Source organism: Bradyrhizobium sp. USDA 3240, assembly GCF_054063295.1.
The window spans coordinates 4,202,134-4,222,166 of sequence record NZ_JBSSGD010000002.1; the positions used below are offsets into that span (position 1 = coordinate 4,202,134).

General features: G+C 65.0%; 16 protein-coding genes. 8 read left to right on the forward strand and 8 right to left on the reverse strand.

Annotation, left to right across the window (positions count from 1 at the left end):
• Nucleotides 1–139 precede the first annotated feature (139 nt).
• Together ACVIGA_RS20525 and ACVIGA_RS20530 are read right to left on the reverse strand one after the other, a co-directional pair.
• Nucleotides 140–1,198 carry a helix-turn-helix domain-containing protein gene (locus tag ACVIGA_RS20525; RefSeq protein ID WP_456667760.1) on the reverse strand — a complete coding sequence of 353 codons (1,059 nt, stop codon included), beginning with the start codon at nt 1,196–1,198 and terminating at the stop codon, nt 140–142.
• Between the two features lie 63 nt (nt 1,199–1,261).
• A complete protein-coding gene (locus tag ACVIGA_RS20530; RefSeq protein WP_456667761.1) occupies nt 1,262–1,837 on the reverse strand; it encodes a GNAT family N-acetyltransferase in 576 nt (191 codons plus the stop codon).
• Between the two features lie 235 nt (nt 1,838–2,072).
• On the opposite strand from ACVIGA_RS20530, the gene ACVIGA_RS20535 reads away from it, so the two are divergent.
• The 5 genes from ACVIGA_RS20535 (at nt 2,073) to ACVIGA_RS20555 (ending at nt 7,287) form a co-directional block, all read left to right on the forward strand.
• A complete protein-coding gene (locus ACVIGA_RS20535; RefSeq protein WP_456667762.1) occupies nt 2,073–2,990 on the forward strand; it encodes a pirin family protein in 918 nt (305 codons plus the stop codon).
• A 96-nt stretch (nt 2,991–3,086) separates the two neighbouring features.
• Entirely contained in the window at nt 3,087–4,001 is a 915-nt protein-coding gene (locus ACVIGA_RS20540; RefSeq protein ID WP_456667763.1) for a phosphoribosylaminoimidazolesuccinocarboxamide synthase, read from the forward strand.
• 262 nt (nt 4,002–4,263) lie between these two features.
• Nucleotides 4,264–5,304, forward strand: coding sequence for a zinc-dependent alcohol dehydrogenase (locus ACVIGA_RS20545; protein ID WP_456667764.1), 1,041 nt, complete (start codon nt 4,264–4,266; stop codon nt 5,302–5,304).
• A gap of 47 nt (nt 5,305–5,351) precedes the next feature.
• Nucleotides 5,352–6,158: a crotonase/enoyl-CoA hydratase family protein gene (locus tag ACVIGA_RS20550; RefSeq protein ID WP_456667765.1), complete on the forward strand. Its 807-nt coding sequence runs from the start codon at nt 5,352–5,354 to the stop codon at nt 6,156–6,158.
• Between the two features lie 94 nt (nt 6,159–6,252).
• Complete coding sequence (locus tag ACVIGA_RS20555; protein WP_456667766.1) at nt 6,253–7,287, forward strand: alpha/beta fold hydrolase; 1,035 nt, start codon at nt 6,253–6,255, stop codon at nt 7,285–7,287.
• Between the two features lie 99 nt (nt 7,288–7,386).
• Here ACVIGA_RS20555 and ACVIGA_RS20560 read toward each other — a convergent pair whose 3' ends face one another.
• Nucleotides 7,387–8,754 carry an NAD(P)/FAD-dependent oxidoreductase gene (locus ACVIGA_RS20560; RefSeq protein ID WP_456667767.1) on the reverse strand — a complete coding sequence of 456 codons (1,368 nt, stop codon included), beginning with the start codon at nt 8,752–8,754 and terminating at the stop codon, nt 7,387–7,389.
• Between the two features lie 60 nt (nt 8,755–8,814).
• Nucleotides 8,815–9,522: a GntR family transcriptional regulator gene (locus ACVIGA_RS20565; RefSeq protein ID WP_456667768.1), complete on the reverse strand. Its 708-nt coding sequence runs from the start codon at nt 9,520–9,522 to the stop codon at nt 8,815–8,817.
• Between the two features lie 139 nt (nt 9,523–9,661).
• Between ACVIGA_RS20565 and ACVIGA_RS20570 the strand changes: the two genes are divergently transcribed.
• Nucleotides 9,662–10,561 (forward strand): amino acid ABC transporter substrate-binding protein, encoded by a 900-nt coding sequence (locus ACVIGA_RS20570; RefSeq protein WP_456667769.1) that lies wholly within the window; start codon nt 9,662–9,664, stop codon nt 10,559–10,561.
• Nucleotides 10,562–10,636: 75 nt separating this feature from the next.
• Here ACVIGA_RS20570 and ACVIGA_RS20575 read toward each other — a convergent pair whose 3' ends face one another.
• From ACVIGA_RS20575 to ACVIGA_RS20585, 3 genes are all read right to left on the reverse strand, one after another.
• Entirely contained in the window at nt 10,637–12,685 is a 2,049-nt protein-coding gene (locus ACVIGA_RS20575; protein ID WP_456667770.1) for a TonB-dependent receptor, read from the reverse strand.
• A 631-nt stretch (nt 12,686–13,316) separates the two neighbouring features.
• The gene (locus tag ACVIGA_RS20580) at nt 13,317–14,813 is read right to left on the reverse strand and encodes an NAD-dependent succinate-semialdehyde dehydrogenase (protein ID WP_456667771.1); all 1,497 of its coding nucleotides are present in this window, start codon (nt 14,811–14,813) and stop codon (nt 13,317–13,319) included.
• Nucleotides 14,814–15,071: 258 nt separating this feature from the next.
• Nucleotides 15,072–15,395 carry a hypothetical protein gene (locus ACVIGA_RS20585; protein ID WP_223971655.1) on the reverse strand — a complete coding sequence of 108 codons (324 nt, stop codon included), beginning with the start codon at nt 15,393–15,395 and terminating at the stop codon, nt 15,072–15,074.
• A 345-nt stretch (nt 15,396–15,740) separates the two neighbouring features.
• On the opposite strand from ACVIGA_RS20585, the gene ACVIGA_RS20590 reads away from it, so the two are divergent.
• On the forward strand, nt 15,741–16,934 hold the full coding sequence (locus ACVIGA_RS20590) for a serine hydrolase domain-containing protein (protein WP_456667772.1): 1,194 nt from the start codon (nt 15,741–15,743) through the stop codon (nt 16,932–16,934).
• Nucleotides 16,935–17,093: 159 nt separating this feature from the next.
• Nucleotides 17,094–18,794 carry an AMP-binding protein gene (locus ACVIGA_RS20595; protein ID WP_456667773.1) on the forward strand — a complete coding sequence of 567 codons (1,701 nt, stop codon included), beginning with the start codon at nt 17,094–17,096 and terminating at the stop codon, nt 18,792–18,794.
• 162 nt (nt 18,795–18,956) lie between these two features.
• Here the strand turns inward: ACVIGA_RS20595 and ACVIGA_RS20600 are convergent, their stop codons facing one another.
• Nucleotides 18,957–19,958 carry an adenosine kinase gene (locus ACVIGA_RS20600; RefSeq protein ID WP_456667774.1) on the reverse strand — a complete coding sequence of 334 codons (1,002 nt, stop codon included), beginning with the start codon at nt 19,956–19,958 and terminating at the stop codon, nt 18,957–18,959.
• Nucleotides 19,959–20,033: the final 75 nt, after the last annotated feature.

Sequence of the window (20,033 nt, forward strand, 5' to 3'; positions counted from 1 at the left end):
ATTGGAATCGGGCTGGCCGAGGATTGCGCGAGGCTCGCCGATTCTGGAATTGTGAAGTGATTACAAGGCTCTGAAATCGCAACGCCCCTTCCCTTCTCCCCTTGTGGGAGAAGGTGCAGCGGAGCTCGCGGCAACCTGATCACGCCGCGCTCGCCTTCAGCCGCCGGTACTCGGTCGGGGTCACGCCTGTGGTCGCCTTGAAGGCGCGGTTGAAGGGGCCGAGCGACTGGAAACCGGCGTCCATCGCGATGGTGATGACGGGGACTTCGGCCTGGGTTGGATCGGCGAGCGCGGCCTTGGCTTCCTCGATCCGGTGGTTGTTGAGGAAGACGTTGAAATTGCGGTAGCCGAGCCGCTGGTTGATCAGCCGCCGGAGACGATATTCGGGGATCTTCAACCGGGACGCCAAGGTGCCGATCGTGACGTTGTCGTGGCGATAGATGCGCTCGTCCGCCATCAGCCGCATCAGGGCATCGACCAGTCTCTGGTCCGCCGCCTCCTCGACCGCGGCGGGCTTCGTCAGCACGACGGCCTCCGCCGGCACCGTGAACAGGTCGGCGCCGTCGACGCGCATCATCGCCCAGGTGATTGCGGCGACGACGGCGGTGAGCACGGCCGCGTTCAGCAAATTGGCCCATTCCACGGTCACGCGGCTGCCGGCATAGGCGATCTGAAGCAGCGCGTTCATGCCGCCGTACAGCGCAGACGCGGCGACGATGAAGACGCGGACACGGCGGCGGCGCTCGACCAGATCTGCCGACCACGATCCGATGGTTTGCGCCACCGCAAGCACAATGAAGACGAGCGAGAGCGAATTGACCACCGTGATCGCGATCCGCGCGTGACCGGCGGGTGCGATCCACATGCAACTGACGAAGCTGTAGGCCACGACCGCGGCCCAGATCAGGCCGTGCCACCAGCGCAGCACAAACGCGTCATCGAACAGCGCGCGCGTGAACAGCCAGAACACCACGATAGCACCGGTCGAGAGCGCGATCAGTGGCGCATGCCAGTCCGAGACCGGAGGCCCGGCACCAAACGACGCGGTCACCGCATGCGCGACCGAGCCGAGCGCGAAGGCGATCGCGAGCCGCCCGGCCAGCACCTTGCGGAAATCTGCGAACATCGAGGCCGCAAGCACCAGCAGCAACGTCACGGTGGCGGCGCGCAGGCACAGTTCGGTCGCGGCAAAGGTCATCGGTCGGTTTGCTTCGGGCTCGAAACGGCAACGGCTCGAACATCGGCCGTCACGCCGGCTTTTTCAAGAACCATCGCGCGGCCAGCGGCTGCGCTGCGTGACCCAGATATCGACGACATCGCCCTCGAGCTTGCCCGGGCCCTCGTTCACCGCACCGAGCCGCCGCGCCACGGCCTGCGAGGCAAAATTGGCGGGATCGATGCAATGGATGATGCGGTCGACGGTGAAGTTCGCGAACACAAAGTCGATCGCGGCGCGTGCGGCTTCCACCGCATAGCCCTTGCCGCGACACTCCTTGGCGATGCCCCAGCCGACTTCGAAGCCCGGCCATTCCGGCGGACAATACGGCCCGACACGGCCGATGTAGCGGCTGGAGGATTTCTCCTCGACCGCGAACATGCCGAAGCCGTGCAGCGCCCAATGGCCGGAGATGACGGCGGCGTTGCGCCAGCCCTTCAGCTCCGAGGTGACCGGCTGATGATCCGGCGTGATGAAGCGCGCCGTCTCGGGATCCGACAGCATTGTCGTGTTGTCAGCGATGTCGGACGCGCGCCACGGCCGCAGGATGAGACGCGCGGTCTCGATCACGGGCCCATCGACCCGCAACAGCTTTGCGCCCGGCTTGATCAGAGAAACCATGGTTGGCTCCGGTTTCCAAGATTATGCTGTTATCACGCGCGCGCCCGCGTCAGAAGTATTACGTCGTCCCTGCGAAAGCAGGGACCCATAACCACGAATGGAAGTTGGTACGCAAAGGCTGTGGCACTAGGTTTTGCTAGCAACGCGGATCGGTGGTTATGGATCCCGGCTGGCTTCGCTTGGCCGGGACGACGATTGGAGTATGATCGCGACAGAAGAGAGAAGGAGACTTTCCATGAGCTGGCAGCCCTCGACCGATCCCGAACTCGGCGATCCCCAGACCTGCGACGCGCTGGATCTGATCATCGTGCCGCGCACCCGCGATCTCGGCGACGGTTTTGCCGTGCGCCGCGCGCTGCCGCATGGCAAGCGGCAGATGGTCGGGCCCTTCATCTTCTTCGACCATTTCGGCCCGGTGCAATATCTCGCCGGCAAGGGCATGGATGTGCGGCCGCATCCGCATATCGGGCTCGCGACCGTCACCTATCTGTTCGACGGCAGCATCATGCACCGCGACAGCGAGGGCAACATCCAGGAGATCCAGCCCGGCGCGATGAACCTGATGACCGCGGGCGCCGGCATCGCGCATTCCGAGCGCACCCCCGACGTGCAGCGCCGCGACGGCCAGAAGATGCTCGGGCTCCAGAGCTGGATCGCACTGCCGGCAGGCAAAGAGGAGATCGCGCCGTCGTTCCAGCATTACGGCGCGGGCGACCTGCCGATGATCTCGGAGCGCGATTTCACCGCGCGCGTCATCGCCGGCTCGGCGTTCGGAATCAGTTCGCCGGTCAGCATGGTCTCGCCGTGGTTCTACACCGAGGTGACCGCGCAGGCCGGCACCTCGGTGCCGCTCGACCCTGATCACGAGGAGCGCGCGATCTATCTCGTCGACGGCGAGGTCGAGATCGCGGGCGACCGGCACGAGGGACCGCGGCTGCTGATCTTCCGGCCTGGCGACCGCATCACCGTGAAGACGCTGCGGCCGACCCGCATGATGTTCCTCGGCGGCGACGCGCTGGAGGGGCCGCGCCACATCTGGTGGAATTTCGTCTCCTCCTCCAAGGAGCGGATCGAGCAGGCCAAACAGGACTGGAAAACCGGGCGTTTCGCGCAAGTTCCGCACGAACACGAGTTCATTCCGCTGCCGGAGTGAGCTATTTCCTGTGATAATCTTCGGCGCCCGCACGCCTCGTGCGGGCGCACGTCTTTGAACACCGCGTTGAGGCACGAGCCCGGAAAGACCACGCCCATGACCGCGATGCTATCCAGCGATTTGCCCCTGCCCCGGATCGGCCGCGGCAAGGTGCGCGATATCTACGCCGTCGGCGACGATCGCGTGCTGCTGCTCACCACCGACCGCATCTCGGCATTCGACGTGGTGATGGCCGAAACCATTCCGATGAAGGGCGCGGTGCTGACCCAGATCAGCGCCTGGTGGTTCCGGCAGCTCGAAGGCACCGTGCCGCATCACATGATCAGCGCCGATGCCGACGAGATCATCCGCGCAGTGCCTGAGCTCAAGAACCATCGTGCCGACATTCTCGGCCGCGCGATGCTGTGCAAGCGCACCACCGTGTTTCCGATCGAATGCGTGATCCGCGGCTACATCTCCGGCTCGGCCTGGAAGGAATACGCGGCTGAAGGCACGCTCGCCGGTGAGAAGCTGGCGGCGGGCCTGGTCGAGAGCCAGAAGCTCGAGCCCGCGATCTTCAGCCCGGCGACCAAGGCCGAGGCCGGCCATGACGAGAACATCACGGTTAAGCGGGTGCGCGAGATCCTGGGCGACGATGTCGCCGCGACGCTGGAGAAGATGGCGCGCGACGTCTACGGCTATGGCGAACAGACTAGCCACGCCCGCGGCATCATCATCGCCGACACCAAGTTCGAATTCGGCCGCGACAGAGACGGCCGCATCATCCTGATCGACGAGGTGATGACGCCGGATTCGTCGCGGTTCTGGGCGGTCGACGCCTACAAGCCCGGCCAGCCGCAGCCGAGCTTCGACAAGCAGCCGCTGCGCGACTATCTCGACGTCGAACGCCACGCCGGCCGCTGGAACGGCGACGCCCCGCCCCCGCCGCTGCCCGCCAGCGTGGTGGATGCGACCAGCAAGCGGTACCTCGAAGCGTACCGCCGCGTGACGGGCAGCGAGCTGAAGGTCTAGCGTCATCGTCGGTGAGATCACTCTATCACCGTCACCCTGAGGAGGCCGCAACGCGGCCGTCTCGAAGGGTCGACGGCCCGGCTGGTGGCCGTGCATCCTTCGAGACGCCGCTTCGCGGCTCCTCAGGATGACGGGGAGAGAACGCGCGGCGGCTGCAGCATCCCACCTAGGCCAGGTGAATCTCATTCACCCCTGTTGAAGACAAACCTTTTGTCGTCGCGTCAGCCTCCCTGCACTCTCGGCGCAAAGCGGAGGGTGCGCGATGCGGCAATTGACTTTTATCGGCGGCAACAAGGTCGAATGGTGGGACGTTCCCGCGCCGCGCCTGCAAGATGACCGCGACGCGCTGGTGCAGCCGCTCGCGGTGACGCGCTGCGACCTCGACCTTGCGATCGTGCATGGCCGATCAGGTCTCGCAGGTCCGTTTGCGCTCGGACATGAGACAGCGGGCCGCATCGTCGACATCGGCGGCGCGGTGAGGGATTTCGCGCCCGGCGATCTCGTCATCGTTCCGTTCCAGATCAGTTGCGGGGCCTGCGACCGCTGCCGGCGCGGCCACACCAATGCCTGCACGGCGGTGCCGTTCCGCTCCTCCTACGGGTTGAAGCCGGTCTGCGGCGTGGAATATGGCGGCGGCCTGTCGGACCTGATCCGCGTGCCGTTTGCCGATCACATGCTGGTCCGCCAGCCGAACGGCCATGCCCTGTCGCAGACGGCAGGACTTGCGGATGGAGCGACCGACGGGTTCAGCGCGGTGGCGCGCTGGCTCGCGCAACGGCCCGGTGCCGACGTGCTCGTGATCGGCGGCTTCGCGCAGTCGCTCGCGCTGTGCGCGGTGCAGGCGGCGGTGGCGCGTGGTGCGGGACGTGTCGTCTATCTCGACGACCACGCGCCGCGCCTCGCCAAGGCGAAGTCGCTCGGCGCCGACATCATCGAAGCACCAAGCGGCCTGTCGATGGAGCCGCCCGGCCTGTTTCCGATCGTGATCGATGCAGCCGCGACCGACGCCAGCATCCTGCTGGCATTCCGCGCGACGGAACCCAACGGCATCTGCCAGCGCATGTATGGCGACTTTGCCGAGACGACGCCGGTGCCGCTGCGGCATATGTACGGAGTCGGCATCACGTTGAAGGTCAGCCGCGTCAATGTTCGCGCCGAACTGCCCGACTGCGTCGCACATGTGACGGCAGGACATTACCACCCGGAACATGTCATCACCCGCCGCGTTCGCTTCGAGGATGCGCGCGAGGCGATTGGGGATCCGACCATCCGCGTCGCCTTCGTTCGCGATGGCATTGACTGACGGGGACCGTTAGGTTGGCTCCAACCAACAAACCCAGGGAGCGACCCATGTCCGATGCCGATACCGTGCTCGTCGAGCGCGACGGCCCCGTCACCATCATCTCCATCAACCGTCCGCATAACCGCAACGCCGTCGATGGCGCCACCGCGCGAAAGCTGTATGACGCGTTTCTGGCCTTCGACGCCCACGCAAGCGCATCGGTTGCGGTGTTCACCGGGACCGGCGGATATTTCTGTGCCGGCGCCGACCTGAAGGCGGTGGCATCAGGCGATCCCGAGAAGAAGCGCGAGGTCGGCGGCCACAACACGATCGCGCCGATGGGGCCAAGCCGGCTGCGGCTGTCGAAACCGGTGATCGCCGCGATCGAGGGCTTTGCGGTCGCCGGCGGCATGGAGCTTGCGCTGTGGGCCGACATGCGCGTCGTTGCCGAGGACGCGACCTTCGGCGTATTCTGCCGCCGCTTCGGCGTGCCGCTGATCGATCTCGGCACCATCCGCCTGCCGCGGTTGATCGGTCACTCGCAGGCGATCGATTTGATCCTCACCGGACGCCCGGTCGCAGGGCCCGAGGCGCTTCGCATGGGGCTGGCAAACCGCTTGGTGCCGAAGGGCGAGACGCGCGCGCACGCCATCGCGCTCGCCAAGGACATCGCGAAATTCCCGCAGAACTGCATGCGCGCCGACCGGCTGTCGGCGTTGCGGCAGTGGGATCTGGAGGAAGAAGAAGCGATCAAGAACGAGATGCGCGGCGGGCTCGAGGTGATCGGGTCGGGCGAAACGCTGGCGGGTGCGACGCGCTTTGCTTCGGGTGTCGGCCGTCACGGCGCCTTCGGCAATGAGGTCGGGAATGGTTGACGTCTGCGAATTGCACCATCGCGGTGCGTAGGCGCATGGCTTTGCGTTCCTGTCGCGAACGTGCTGAGCTGACCCAGCCATCCGGAAACCCATGATGCCCGCAACCGAGCTGAAGCATTTCACCACATCCGATTTCCGCCTGGAGAACGGCAGCGTGCTGGGCGAAGTCACCATCGCGTACCGCACCGTCGGTACGCTGGCGCCCAACCGCGACAATGTCGTGCTGATCACCCACGGCAACACTAGCGGGCCGCAGATGATCGATCCCGGCGGATCGACCGGCGAAGGCAGCTGGAACGAGATCGTCGGCCCCGGCAAGGCGGTGGACACCAACCGCTACTTCGCAATCTGCCCGAACATGCTGGGCTCGTCCTACGGCTCGACCAATCCGGCGAGCATCGATCCGCGGACCGGCCGGCGTTACGGGCCGCGCTTCCCTGACATCACCGTCGGCGACATCGTCGCCACCCAGCGCGCACTGCTCGATGAACTCGGCATCGACAAGCTCGTCGCGATCGTCGGTCCGTCCTATGGCGGTTTCCAGGCACTGCAATGGGCGGTGAACTATCCGGACGCGATGCGCGGCATCGCCGCTGTCGTCACCGCGCCGCTGGTGCCGCGCGAGCGCGCCGAGGGCAATGTCGCGCGCCTGATGGCGGCGCTGTCGCAGGATCCGAACTGGAACGGCGGCGACTATTACGATCACGGCGGCGTGCTCGAAAGCATGATCCAGATCCGCACCGCGACGCTGAAGAGCTACGGTATCGAAACGCGGCTGCGCGACACGCTGACCGACCCCGCTGACATCGAGGCCGCGATCCGCGCCGAGGCGGCGGAATGGGCCAGGGGGTTCGACGCCAATTCGCTGCTAACGTTGGCCAAGGCGCTGCGCGGCTTCGACGTCACGGCGCAATTCGCCCGGATCAAGGCCAAGGTGCTCTATGTCCTGTCGCGGACCGACAGACTGTTCCAGCCGGAACTCGCGCCGCAGGTGATGCCGGCGCTGAAGGCCGCCGGCGTCGACGCGGATTATTTTCTGCTCGACAGCGACTACGGCCACTCCGCGTCGGGCCGCGACGCGCACAAATGGGCGCCGCGGTTGCGCGCGTTCATGGACAGCCTCGGCTAGAGCGTTTTCGAGCGAAGTGGGCGCCGGTTCGCGTGAAGAAAACGCGTCAAAACAAGAATCTAGAGCTTCGGTTCTGATTCAATCAGAACCGAGAATGCTCTAGAGCAAGCCGCTGGCGCTCGCCGCCAGCTCATCCATCAGCGCCTTGTCCTGATAGCGCGCGAGCGAGAGGCTGCGGGCGAATTCGGGTGTGGGCGCGCCGACGACGGAGCGGGCGCAGAGGTCGCCGGTGGCGCAGGCACCCATCGTGCCGTAGCCCGACAGCGCGGTGGCAAGAAACACGCCCGATGTCTTCGCCGCGCCAATCAGCGGCCAATTTTCCTTCGTCATCGGATAGTAGCCGCCGTAATGCACGCGGTCGCGCGGCAACGCACCAAGATATTGCGCGAGCCGTGGTTGCAGCCGGCTCGCCGCACGCAGCACGACCTCGGGGAAGTAAGGGTTGAGTTCCGGCTCGCGCACCGGCGCCGTGGTCTGCTCGGTGTTGAAGGCCCAGCCGAGCTTGATCCACTCGCCATGATCGCCGCCATCGGGCCGGCAATGGATGCTGCCCGGCATCGGCGCCAGCAGCTGCGCGAATTCCGGCGCCGCCGACAGCGCCTCGCGCTCGTCATCGGACCAGGCCAGCGTCTGGCCGTCGAGATCGATCGCGAACGGCATCTTGCGGTCGACCGCGCGGTTGCGATCGGCGAACGCGATCTTCTGCTGCAGCACATTGACGATCGGAAGCACTTCGCCATGCATCGCCGCGACATCCGCGGCGAACGGGCCCGCGGCGTTGACGATGATATCGGCCGTGATGGTCTGCCGCGCGCCATCGGCCAGCACGTCGACGGCGAAGCGATCGGTCTTCGCGATGCCGACCACCCTCGCTTGCTGGAATTGTGCACCCAGCGGCCGCATCGTCTCCAGCATGTACTGGCCAAGCTGCTGGCCGCTGATGTCGCCCGCCCGGCGGATATGCAGTGCGGTTGCGACCTCCTTGTCGAAGGTCGGATAATGCGTCTGGATCAGATCGCGGCCGAGCAGGACGTCAACGCCGTCAGGTGCGCTCTGCCAGTCCGCCGAATGCGGCGGCAGGTAGCCGCGGCTCGCTCCTTCATGCAGGCGGATCAGTTTTGCAGCCTGCTCGCCGTAGCCGGCGTAGAGCTGATGCAGTAGTTCCTCAAGCTTCTCCTCACGCGTGACCAGCAGATATCCGCGTCGCGTCATGTGGATGCGGTTGTCGCTGCGGCGCGCGATCTCTTCCATCAGATCGGTAGAGTGATTGGTGAAGTCCGCCATCGTCGGATGCGGCCACCAGTTGCGGTAGTTCTCGCCTGATTGCGCCGAGGTCAGCGCCATCGGCTGGCCTTCGTCGACGATCAACAGGCGCGACCGCTTGTGCTGGACGGCGAGGTAGTAGGCCGTGGCGATGCCGACGATGCCAGCACCGATCACCAGGATTTCGACGTCATTGGTCTTCACGCGTAGTCTCCCAAAGGCCTGCGACGGGGCCTGCGATGATTCAAATTGTCCGCGCGGCAATCAGACCGGGCGTTCGGCGCCCGCATCGCGCAATGCCTGGCGCTGCGCCGAGCGCAGCGTCTTCTGCGTCTCCTCGATGTGATCGCGCAGCAGGCGGACGGCCTTCTTGATCTCGCCGTCGCGGCAGAATTCGAGCAGCCGGTAGTGCTCACGCTGCGGACGCTCCTTGCCGGTCGCCTGCGACACCAGCGCCCGGGTGAAGCGGCCGACGTGGCCGTAATTCGCCTCGATCATGCCGAGCAGGCGCGGTCGGTTGCACGGCGCATAGAGCGTGGCGTGGAATTTCCAGTTGAAGGTGCCCCATTGCGCCGGATCGGGTTCGGCGTCGTAGGCACGGAGGATCTTCGTCGCCGCCTCGAGATCGATCTCGCCCATGGCGGGGATCGCCAAGCGCAACGCGTGGCATTCGAGCGCGATGCGGATCTCGAGCAGCTCGATCACCTCGTCGATCGACAGGTCCGAAACTACCGCTCCGCGGTTGGGCAGGAACGTGACAAAGCCTTCGGCCTCGAGCTGGCGCAGCGCCTCGCGCACCGGGATACGGCTGGTGCCGAACCGCGCGGCGAGTTCGTCCTGGCGGAGCTGCAGTCCGGGCGCGAGCTCGCCCGAGCTGATCGCGGCCCGTAGCGCCTCACGCACGGCGTCAGGCGCGGAACCGTGAGGTCCGGCCCCTCGATGGGTTGCGGCGGCTGCAGGTTCATCCGGCATCTCTCTCGTCTCTCGCTGGTGCCATGCCATGGTATCCGATTTGGCCACGATTGTATAAAATCGGATTGCCGATTATGCAATCCTGTGTATAAAATATTGACCGATCGTATCCAATTCTGCCGGCGTCCGCGAGCACCTGATGAATAAAGCACTCAAGCAATTGATCCACCTCGCCTTTCTTGCGGCGACGGTAGCGGCGCCGGCGCAGGCCCAATCGCCCGGCGGGACACTGGCCAAGATCCGCGACATCGGCGAGATCCGGCTCGGGCATCGCGACGTCTCGGTCCCGTTCTCCTATCTCGACGACAACCAGAAGCCGGTCGGCTTCGCGATGGACCTCTGCGCGCGGATCGTCGATGCAGTGAAGACCGAGCTCAAGCTGCCGGCGCTGCAGACCAAACTGCAGCCGATCCAGCTCTCCACCCAGATACCGCTGATCGAGAACGGCACGATCGACATCGTCTGCGGCCCCGCGACCAACACGCTGGAGCGGCAGAAAGTCGTCGCCTTCAGCACCACGATCTTCGTGTCGAGCATCCGCGCGGTGGTGCAGAAGGATGCGCCTATCAAGACCTTCGAGGATCTCGCCGGAAGGCCGGTCTCGCTGACCTCGGGCTCGACCTCGATCGGGCTATTGAGCGCGCGCGCCCAGGCGAAGAACTTTCAGACCAAGAACATCCTGACCCCGGATCATGCCGCATCGTTCCTCGCGCTGACCAGCTCCCGCAGCGACGCCTTCGTCATGGACGACATCCTGCTCGCCAGCCTGATCGCGGGCAGCACCAATCCCGCGGACTGGCGCATCATCGACGACAGCCTGCGTACCGAGCCTTATGGGCTGATCATCCGCAAGGGCGATCCGGAATTCAAGGCGCTGGTCGACCGGACGCTGGTCGCCATGATGAAGAGCAATGAATTCCAGGAGCTCTACGCAAAATGGTTCACCCGGCCGATCCCGCCGAAGAACGTGAACCTGAATTTCCCGATGACGGCGCCACTGAAGGACGCGGTGGCCAATCCGAACGACAAGGCCGTGTGACCGACAATCGCCGGATCGCGACAACGGAACGGCCGTCGCGCACCGGCTAGTGGCGCGCGATGGCCTTTGCGACGTTTAGAAATCGACCGTCATCGACAGCCACAGCGTCCGCGGCATGCTGCTGATCACATAGCCGGTTGGATTGCCGATCCAATAGTGCTTGTCGAACAGATTGGTCAGTGACGCCCTGAACGTGGTCGGGCGCCCCGCGAGGGTCGTGGCGTAACGCGCACCGATGTCGAAAGTCGCCCAAGCGGGGACGCTCTGGATGTTGTCGGCGCTGACATAGGCCCGGCTGGTGTAGATGGCGCGGGCCGTCGCGGTGAGGCCGGGTACGAAGGGCGTATCCCACTCGACGCCGAAATTGCCCTGCAGGTCGGGCGCGCCGATCGCGCGATTGCCGTCGTAGAGATGGCCTTGCGTCTGGGTGAGCCGGGCATCGAGCCAGGTCACGCCACCGAGCACGCGGACGCCGGGCGCGACCTCGCCAAATGTATTGAGCTCGACGCCGCGGTTTCTCTGTTCGCCATCGAGGCTGTAAATCTTGGTGATGGGATCGATCACACCGCTCGGCAGGCTGATCTGGAACGCCGAAAGGCTCGCCCCGAAGCCTCCGAGATCGAGCTTCGTGCCGACTTCGACCTGCCGGGTCTTGAAGGGCGCGAACACCGCATTGGTATTCACCGCGCCGGAAGGCGGCGTCGGCCCCGGCGTCAGGCCTTCGATGTAGTTGGCATAGAGCGAGAGCTGTTTGATCGGTCGCACCACCAGCGCGATCGAAGGCGACGTTGCGCTTGCGTCGTAGTGCGTGGTCTCCAGGCCGCTGACGGGATCGAAGCTGCTCGCGATCACCTGCTGTTGGCGCGCGCCCACGATCACTTGCAGCATGCCGCCCATGGTCGTGATGGTATCGGCAACGCCGACACTGCGCAGCCCGAGGAATCCCGACTTGCCCTCCGGGAAGGTCGATACCGGGGCGCCCGCACTCGCCAACAAGGTCGGCCGGTAGATGTTGGTGAGGTAAGTCGCGTAGTTGGTCTGCCCGAGCCAATCGGTCCGGTCGAGCGCGCTGCCGCTGACCACGACCTCATGGCCGACGGGTCCCGTGTCGAAACGCGCACGGACGCCCGCCTCGCCGGAGACGCCCTCCGACTTGCCGGTCTGGAATCGAGACGTGCCCCGGGCATCGCCCGCGGTGTTGAGAATCGTCGCGCCCGGATCTTCCTGCTTGTCGTAGCGGAACTGGTTGGCGCCGATCGCGCCGAACACGGTGACGCTGTTGCTGAGATCGTATTCGGCCCTGGTCAAGCCGGTCAGGCTCTGCGACCGCGCACGGTCAAACGGCTGCGCGAGATTGATGCGCGGATCGGGGGCCTTCGGCATGGCGATGCCGGGCACCGGCGTGTAGCCGCGCTGGGCCGCCTTCATCCAGTCGTCCTGGGAGATGATGTCCGCGGACCAGCGAAAGCGTTCGCCATGATAGTCGACGCCGAGCGAACCCACGCCGTTGCGCGTCGACTGCCGGTCGATCGAGGTGTTGCCGCCGTCGATCCCGCCGTTGAAGCGAACGCCCCACTCCTTCTGTTCGCCATAGCGGCGGGCGAGGTCGAGCTCCGTTCCGAAACGTCCATCCGAGATGTAACCAGCGGTCAGCCGCGTGAGGTCTTCCGCCGCCCGCTTGGTCACGACGTTGACGGTGCCGCCGATGCTGCCTTGCGGGGCCATGCCGTTGAGGAAGGCTCCCGGTCCCTTGAGCAGCTCAATGCGCTCGATGGGAGCCGGGTTGACGCGATAGGCCGGAACGAGACCGTAAAGCCCGTTCAACGCGATTTCGCTGTTCTCGACCCGGAAGCCGCGGATGGTCAGCGCATCGTAACGGTTGCTGCTGCCGATCGCAGCCCGCACCGACGGATCGGAATTCGTCAGCACTTCAGCAACGCTGGTTGCCTGCTGATCGCGGATCGTCTTCTCCGTGTAGCTCGTCAGGCTATACGGCGTATCCATATAGTCCTTGTTGCCGAGCAGGCCGAGTTGTCCGCCGCGCGCGACCTGGCCGCCGATATAAGGCACGGGTAACGCCGCCTGCTGCGCGCCGGCCGTGGGCGCGGCCGCAGGTGTTTGCACATGCTCACGCCTGCTCGCCTGATGCGATGCCGACGAGCGCGCCGACCGTGACGATGACGGCCTCCGAACCGGCGTGGCGCGATGCTGTGGCGCGGCCACGACAACCGGCGGAAGCGACGCAGCACCGCTTGCGGCTGGCCGTTCCGGCGACTGCGCGAGCGAAGGGACCGCAGTCAGGAGGAGCGACGCGCACGCGAGTCGGAACGCGCACGGAACGTTTGAAGTGACGAGCATAAGGTCCCCGGATTCTTGTTCTTGGTTTCGGCTCGAACATCGTCGGAGTTCGAGCGCGACCACCGGGGCATAAGCAGCATGCGCTGCGACGCCAACTAGAACGTATCTAGGAAACGGGATGAAGCCTGCTGCGCGAAGCGATATCGACGCGGCAGATTCGATGATTCGAATTTGCTTCCGTTGCGTGGCATCGCGCGTACGCAGCTAGATTCTGAAAGCTCGCTTCGAGATTAGAAAGATTCCTTGATGCGATCGCCGTCCCGATCAGAGCGCCATCATTCGGTGGACGCGGTGAATTGTCGCACGCCGGCAGATGGAGCGATCGGCGAGGATGATCGATGGGTTCGCCGGCATGCGTCCCCTCGCCGCAAGGGCGAAGGGACACGGTGCTCCGCGATCAGACGCCGGCCATCATCACGTATTTGATCTCGACATACTCATCCATGCCGTGGCGCGAGCCTTCGCGGCCGAGGCCCGATTCCTTGACGCCGCCGAACGGCGCGACCTCGGTCGTGATCAAACCGGAGTTGACGCCGACCATGCCCGACTCCAGTGCTTCGGCGACGCGCCAGACGCGGCCGATGTCACGCGAATAGAAGTAGGAGGCGAGACCGAACGGCGAGGCGTTGCACATCGCGATCACATCGGCCTCGTCCTTGAAGCGGATCACCGGCGCGAGCGGGCCGAAGGTTTCCTCCTGCGCAACCAGCGCGTCGGGTCTCACGTCCGACAGCACGGTCGGCTCAAAGAAGCTGCGGCCGAGCGAGGAGCGCTTGCCGCCGGTCACGACCTTGGCGCCGCCCTTCACGGCGTCGGCAATGTGCCGCTCGACCTTCTCGATCGCCTTCATGTTGATCAGCGGTCCCTGGGTCACGCCTTGCTCGGTGCCGTCGCCGATCTTCATCTCGGCGACCTTCTTCGACAGCTTCTCGACGAACTGGTCGTAGATCTTGTCCTGCGCGTAGAGACGGTTGGCGCAAACGCAGGTCTGGCCCATGTTGCGATACTTCGAAACGATGGCGCCTTCGACCGCGGCGTCGATGTCGGCATCGTCGAACACCACGAAGGGCGCGTTGCCGCCGAGCTCGAGGCCGAGCTTCTTCACGCCGACCGATGCTTGCCGGTACAGGATCTTGCCGACATTGGTCGAACCCGTGAAGCCGACGAACCGCACCGCCGGATGTTCGCACAGCACCTTGCCGATCGGCGGCGCATCGCCGGTGATGATGTTGAGCACGCCCTTCGGCACGCCGGCCTTCTCAGCCAGCACAGCGAGCGCGAGCGCCGACAGCGGCGTCTCGTTGGCGGGCTTCAGCACGACGGTGCAGCCGGCGGCCAGTGCCGGCGACACTTTTCGCGTGATCATCGAGTTCGGGAAATTCCACGGCGTGATGGCGCCGCAGACGCCGATCGGTTGCCGGATCGCGAGCAAACGGGCATCCGGGCGCTGGGTCGGAATCGTCTCGCCATAGACGCGGCGCGCTTCCTCCGCGAAGAACTCGACATAGGCCGCGCCGATATCGACTTCGCCGAGCGCCTCCGCCAGCGGCTTGCCCTGCTCGGAGGTCAGGATCAGCGCGAGATCCTCGCGATTGGCGATGATCAGGTCGAACCATTTGCGTAAGATATTGGAGCGCTGCTTGGCGGTCAGCTTGGCCCAGGCCGGAAACGCCCGCTGGGCGGCCTCGACGGCACTGGTCGCATCATCTGCGCCCAGCTGCGGAATCCTGATCAGTTCGACGCCGGTCGCCGGATTGTTGACGGCGAATTCCGGGGTGCCGACCCAGGCGCCGTCGATGTAGCAGCGATCGCGCAGCAACGACGGGTCCTTCAGGCGGCTTTGCAGGGAGGTGGCTGCGGATTGCGTGGCGCGTGCGGCAACGGGCGGGGTCATGGCGTTACTCCTGGAATTTCTTTGGAGGGGTATTCGCCGCCTATATAGGCGGAAAGCCGCGGCGATGCACTGGCGGCCAGCGCGACCCTGCTTGGACACAAACGCGGCGTCGTTGCGGAAGATTGTCATTCCGGGATGGTCCGAAGGACCAGACCTCAGGCGCGCCCTTGTGCACCGGGGAATCTCGAGATTCTCGGTGCGCAGTTGCGTGCCTGAGGGTTCGATGCTGACGCATCGCCCCGGAATGACAGCTCAATGTCAGATCGCGCCGCCCGACATGTAGGTTTCGCGGCGGCCGATCATGCGTTCGGCCGCGGCCTTGGCATCTGCCTTGGTCGAGGTTGCGCAGGTCCGGTATTCGAGGTCGGCCTGTGCCCGCGCATCGCGGCGGCCGAACCAGGACTTGGCGCCGGTCTGCAGCAGCGCCAGCGCCTGGGCGACATTGTCGACGGCCTCAAACGAGTGCAGGGCGCCGGTACCCGCGTAGCGAACCTCATAAAGACCTGGGCTGATCGGCGCCTCGATATTTTCGCCGCGGCCCAGCCGCGGATAGCGCTTCCATTCACTCCATGTCGAAATCATTGCTGCGTCCCCGCAAGGCGCGAAATGACGAATCTTTTCGTCAAATCCATCCCAATTCGCCGCACCGTTTGTGCAGCGATCTGAATGCGTTAATGCAAATAATCAGGTACGAAAATCATTCCTTGATCACGTTACCGTGGCCGTCGTCGGAGGTCACCGGGACTTGTGCGGCGTCCACCGCAAAATCTGCGCGCGTGGTGAACATCTGTTGAGCACGGCCGCTTCTAATGGCCCGGCTGTCACGACATCGCGACATCATCGCATCGCGCCCGCCTTGCGGGAGCGGAAAAGCGGGAGGATGATCCCCGCACTTCAAAACAATAAACCCACCGGAGGAAGCCCCCAATGCAGAGCAAGGCTCAGATCGATCAGGTATTGCGGCAGAAGAGCGAGGCAAAGGAGATTCCCGGCGTGGTCGCCATCGCGGCCACCGGCAAGGACGTGATCTACGAGGGCGCGTTCGGCAAGCGCGACCTTTCCAAGAGCGATCCCATGACGGCGGACAGCGTGTTCTGGATCGCCTCGATGACCAAGGCGGTGACCTCCGCGGGCGCGATGCAGCTCGTCGAGCAGGGCAAGCTCTCGCTCGATGAGCCGATCGGCAAGCTGTTGCCCGATCTCGCCGCCGTGCAGGTGCTCGACGGCTTCGATGCCAAGGGCGAGCCGAAGCTGCGGCCGGCGAAAAAGCCGATCACGCTGCGCCAGCTGATGACCCACACCGCGGGCTTCGCCTACGACATGTGGGACGCCAATCTCGGCAAATACCTGGAGAAGACCGGCACGCCCGGCATCATCACCTGCTTGAATGCCGCGCTGAAGACGCCGATCATGACCGACCCCGGCACGCGCTGGGAATACGGCACCAATATCGATTTCGTCGGCAGGGCGGTGGAAGCAGCATCCGGCAAGAAGCTCGATGCTTATTTGCGCGACAATATGTTCGCGCCGCTCGGCATGAGCGACACCGCGTTCAAGATCACCGACGACATGCGCAAGCGGCTGGTCGGCATGCATGCGCGCGGCGAGGACGGCACGCTCGCCGCGATCCCGTTCGAGCTCGAGCAGAACCCTGAATTCCACATGGGTGGCGGCGGCCTCTATTCGACCGCGGCCGACTACCTCAAGTTCTGCCAGATGATCCTCAACAAGGGCAAAGGCAACGGCAATCAGGTGCTGAAGGCCGAGACCGTCGCGACGATGGGGCAGAACCACATCGGCGAACTCACCGTCGACAAGATGACGACCGCGGCGCCGATGTACACCAACGACGTCGATCTCTGGCCCGACATCGTCAAGAAGTGGGGCCTGAGCTTCCTGATCAACACCGCCAAGACGCCGGAAGGCCGCAGCGCCGGCAGCCTCGCCTGGGCGGGCCTCGCCAACACCTATTACTGGATCGATCCGTCGCGCGACGTCTGCGGCGTGATCCTGACCCAGCTGTTGCCGTTCGCCGACAAGCACAGCCTGGAGGCATTCGCAGGCTTCGAGAAAGGCATCTATGCCGGGCTCGACGCCGGCAGCGGACAGCGAGCGGCCTGAGGTTCCAGTCCAGCAGCAAGACATCCCTCCCCTCGCGGGGAGGGATTTTTCATACCCGCCATAGGTCGGGCCTGTCCTGCCGGCACCAAACGACTAAGATCGCGCAAAAAGCGCGACGACACGAACACGACCACGACCACGACCACGAGGAGGACGAGCTTGGCATCCACACCCAAGGCAGACAGCTATGTCTGCGGCATTTCCGATACGCCGCTGCTCGGCGAAACCATCGGCCGCAGCCTCGAGCGCGCACGCGCGCGCTGGGGCGATCGCGAGGCGCTGGTCTCGCCCAGCCACAATGTGCGCTGGACCTGGAACGAATTCGCCGCGCGGGTCGAGGCGCTGGCGGCCGGCTTACTCGCGCTCGGGCTGCAGCGCGGCGAGCGGATCGGCATCTGGTCGCTCAACCGGCCCGAATGGACGCTGACGCAATTCGCCGCTGCCAAAGCCGGCCTGATCCTCGTCACCATCAATCCCGCCTACCGGCTGAGCGAGCTCGAATTTGCGCTCGGCAAGGTCGGCTGCGCCGCGATCGTGACCGCGACCGCGTTCAAGACCTCGGCCTATATGGAGATGCTGAACACACTACTGCCTGAGCTTGCGAGCTCCGAGCCCGGCCATCTGCGCTCGGCGCGGCTGCCGCAGCTGCGCGCCGTGATCCAGATCGGCGGACCCGCGGCACCGGGCACGATTCCATTCGAGCAAGTGCCGCAGATGGGCGGGGAGCGGCATCGCGAACAGCTTGCGGCGCTCGGCGACAGCCTGCAATTCGACGATCCCGTCAACATCCAGTTCACCAGCGGCACCACCGGCTCGCCGAAGGGCGTGACGCTGACGCATCACAACATCCTCAACAACGGCTACTTCACCGGCCGCGCCATGCGCCTGACCGAGCAGGACCGCATCTGCATTCCGGTGCCGCTCTATCACTGCTTCGGCATGGTGATGGGCAATCTCGCCTCGGTCACGCTCGGCACCACCATGGTCTATCCCGGCGAAGGTTTTGATCCGCTGGCGACGCTTGCGACCGTCGCGCAGGAGAAATGCACCACACTGTACGGCGTGCCGACGATGTTCATCGCCGAACTCGACCATCCCGAGTTCAAGCGCTTCGACCTGTCGTCGCTGCGTACCGGCATCATGGCCGGCGCGCCCTGCCCGATCGAGGTGATGAAGCGCGTCAACACCGAGATGAACATGCGCGAGGTGACGATCGCCTACGGCATGACCGAGACCAGCCCGGTGAGTTTTCAGAGCGCGACGGACGACCCGCTGGAGCGGCGTGTCTCCACCGTCGGCCGCATCCATCCGCATGTCGAGGTCAAGGTCGTCGACCTCGACGGCAAGGCGGTCGCACGCGGCGAACGCGGCGAGCTCTGCACCCGCGGCTACAGCGTAATGCTGGGCTATTGGGAGGAGAAGGAAAAGACCGGCGACGTGCTCGACGCCAATGGCTGGATGCACACCGGCGATCTCGCCGTGATCGACGACGAGGGTTATTGCAACATCGTCGGCCGCATCAAGGATTTGGTCATCCGCGGCGGCGAAAACCTCTATCCAAGGGAGATCGAGGAATTCCTCTATCGCCATCAGAAGATCCAGGACGTGCAGATCTTCGGCGTCGCCGATCAGCGCTATGGCGAGGAGCTGTGCGCCTGGGTCAGGGTCCGACAGGGCGAGACATTGACCGCCGACGAAGTCCGCGCCTTCTGCCAGGGCCAGATCGCCCACAACAAGATCCCGCGCTATGTCGAGTTCGTCGACGAATTCCCGATGACGGTGACCGGCAAGATCCAGAAATTCGTGATGCGCGACGCGGTCGAGCAGCGGCTGGGATTGAAGGCTGCGAAGACGGCGTGAGGTCCCTTCTCCCTCGCCCCGCTCTTGCGGGGAGAGCGTCGGGGTGAGGGGCCGCCTCCGCAAATTCGAAAGCAGTGAGTACGCGGAGACTTCCCCTCACCCGGAACGCATCTCACGATGCGTTCCGACCTCTCCCCGCGAGCGGGGCGAGGTAAGAGGCACTTAGACCAACAGCCCCTTCCCCTTCGCCAGATCCTTCAGCGACGCCAGCGGCCGGGCGCCGATGTGCTGGATCACTTCGGCGGCGGCGAGCGCGCCGAGGCGGCCGGCATTCTCGTGGCCGACATTGCGCACGAGGCCGACCAGGAAGCCGGCGGCGAACAGGTCGCCGGCGCCTGTCGTGTCGACGAGCTTGTCGATCGGAGAGGCGGGCGCCGATACGACGGCATCGCCTGAGATCACGACACAGCCCTTCTCGCTGCGGGTGACGACACCGAGTTTTGTATCCTTGCCGAACTGCTTCAGCGCGGTGTCGAAATCCGAGGTCTGGTACAGCGAGTGCAACTCGGACTCGTTGGAGAACACGAGGTCGACCGTGCCCTTGCGCATCAAGGCGAGGAATTCGTCGCGGTAGCGATCAACGCAGAACGAATCCGACAGCGTCAGCGCGACCTGGCGGCCCGCGCCATGCGCAATATCGGCCGCCTTCACGAACGCGTCCTTGGCGTTCTTCGGATCCCAGAGATAGCCCTCGAGATAGATGATGCTGGCGGCTGCGATCTGGGCCGGATCGATGTCGTCGGGCGTCAGGTCCTGTGCGGCGCCGAGATAGGTGTTCATGGTGCGCTCGCCGTCCGGCGTCACCAGGATGTAGCAGCAGCCGGTGGCCGGGCCGGTCTTGGCCGGCGCAGTGTCGAAGGCCACGCCGGCGGCGCGGATGTCGTGGACGTAGAGCTTGCCGATCTGGTCGTCCTTGACCTTGCCGACATAGGCGGCGCGGGCGCCGAGATTGCCGACGCCGACGATGGTGTTGGCAGCCGAGCCGCCCGACACCTCGGTCGCGACCCCCATGTCGCCGTAGATCGCGGCGGCGCGCGCCTCGTCGATCAGCTGCATCGAGCCCTTGGTCATGCCGTGACGGGCGAGGAATGCCTCGTCGGTCTGCACCAGCATGTCGAAGATCGCGTTGCCGATCCCGAGAACGTCATATTTTGCGTCAGCCATAGACCTGCCCTGTGTTAACGCCACCCAACAAGAGCCGCGACCTATCACGTTAGGCCTCGGGGCAGCAAGGGAAGC

Bases quoted from the DNA above. Each gene is read 5' to 3' on its own strand.
- ACVIGA_RS20565 (WP_456667768.1), bottom strand. From the start codon at position 9,522: ATGCCGGATGAACCTGCAGCCGCCGCAACCCATCGAGGGGCCGGACCT.
- ACVIGA_RS20550 (WP_456667765.1), top strand. From the start codon at position 5,352: ATGTCCGATGCCGATACCGTGCTCGTCGAGCGCGACGGCCCCGTCACC.
- ACVIGA_RS20525 (WP_456667760.1), bottom strand. From the start codon at position 1,198: ATGACCTTTGCCGCGACCGAACTGTGCCTGCGCGCCGCCACCGTGACG.
- ACVIGA_RS20590 (WP_456667772.1), top strand. From the start codon at position 15,741: ATGCAGAGCAAGGCTCAGATCGATCAGGTATTGCGGCAGAAGAGCGAG.
- ACVIGA_RS20600 (WP_456667774.1), bottom strand. From the start codon at position 19,958: ATGGCTGACGCAAAATATGACGTTCTCGGGATCGGCAACGCGATCTTC.
- ACVIGA_RS20580 (WP_456667771.1), bottom strand. From the start codon at position 14,813: ATGACCCCGCCCGTTGCCGCACGCGCCACGCAATCCGCAGCCACCTCC.
- ACVIGA_RS20555 (WP_456667766.1), top strand. From the start codon at position 6,253: ATGCCCGCAACCGAGCTGAAGCATTTCACCACATCCGATTTCCGCCTG.
- ACVIGA_RS20545 (WP_456667764.1), top strand. From the start codon at position 4,264: ATGCGGCAATTGACTTTTATCGGCGGCAACAAGGTCGAATGGTGGGAC.
- ACVIGA_RS20540 (WP_456667763.1), top strand. From the start codon at position 3,087: ATGACCGCGATGCTATCCAGCGATTTGCCCCTGCCCCGGATCGGCCGC.
- ACVIGA_RS20570 (WP_456667769.1), top strand. From the start codon at position 9,662: ATGAATAAAGCACTCAAGCAATTGATCCACCTCGCCTTTCTTGCGGCG.
- ACVIGA_RS20530 (WP_456667761.1), bottom strand. From the start codon at position 1,837: ATGGTTTCTCTGATCAAGCCGGGCGCAAAGCTGTTGCGGGTCGATGGG.
- ACVIGA_RS20535 (WP_456667762.1), top strand. From the start codon at position 2,073: ATGAGCTGGCAGCCCTCGACCGATCCCGAACTCGGCGATCCCCAGACC.
- ACVIGA_RS20585 (WP_223971655.1), bottom strand. From the start codon at position 15,395: ATGATTTCGACATGGAGTGAATGGAAGCGCTATCCGCGGCTGGGCCGC.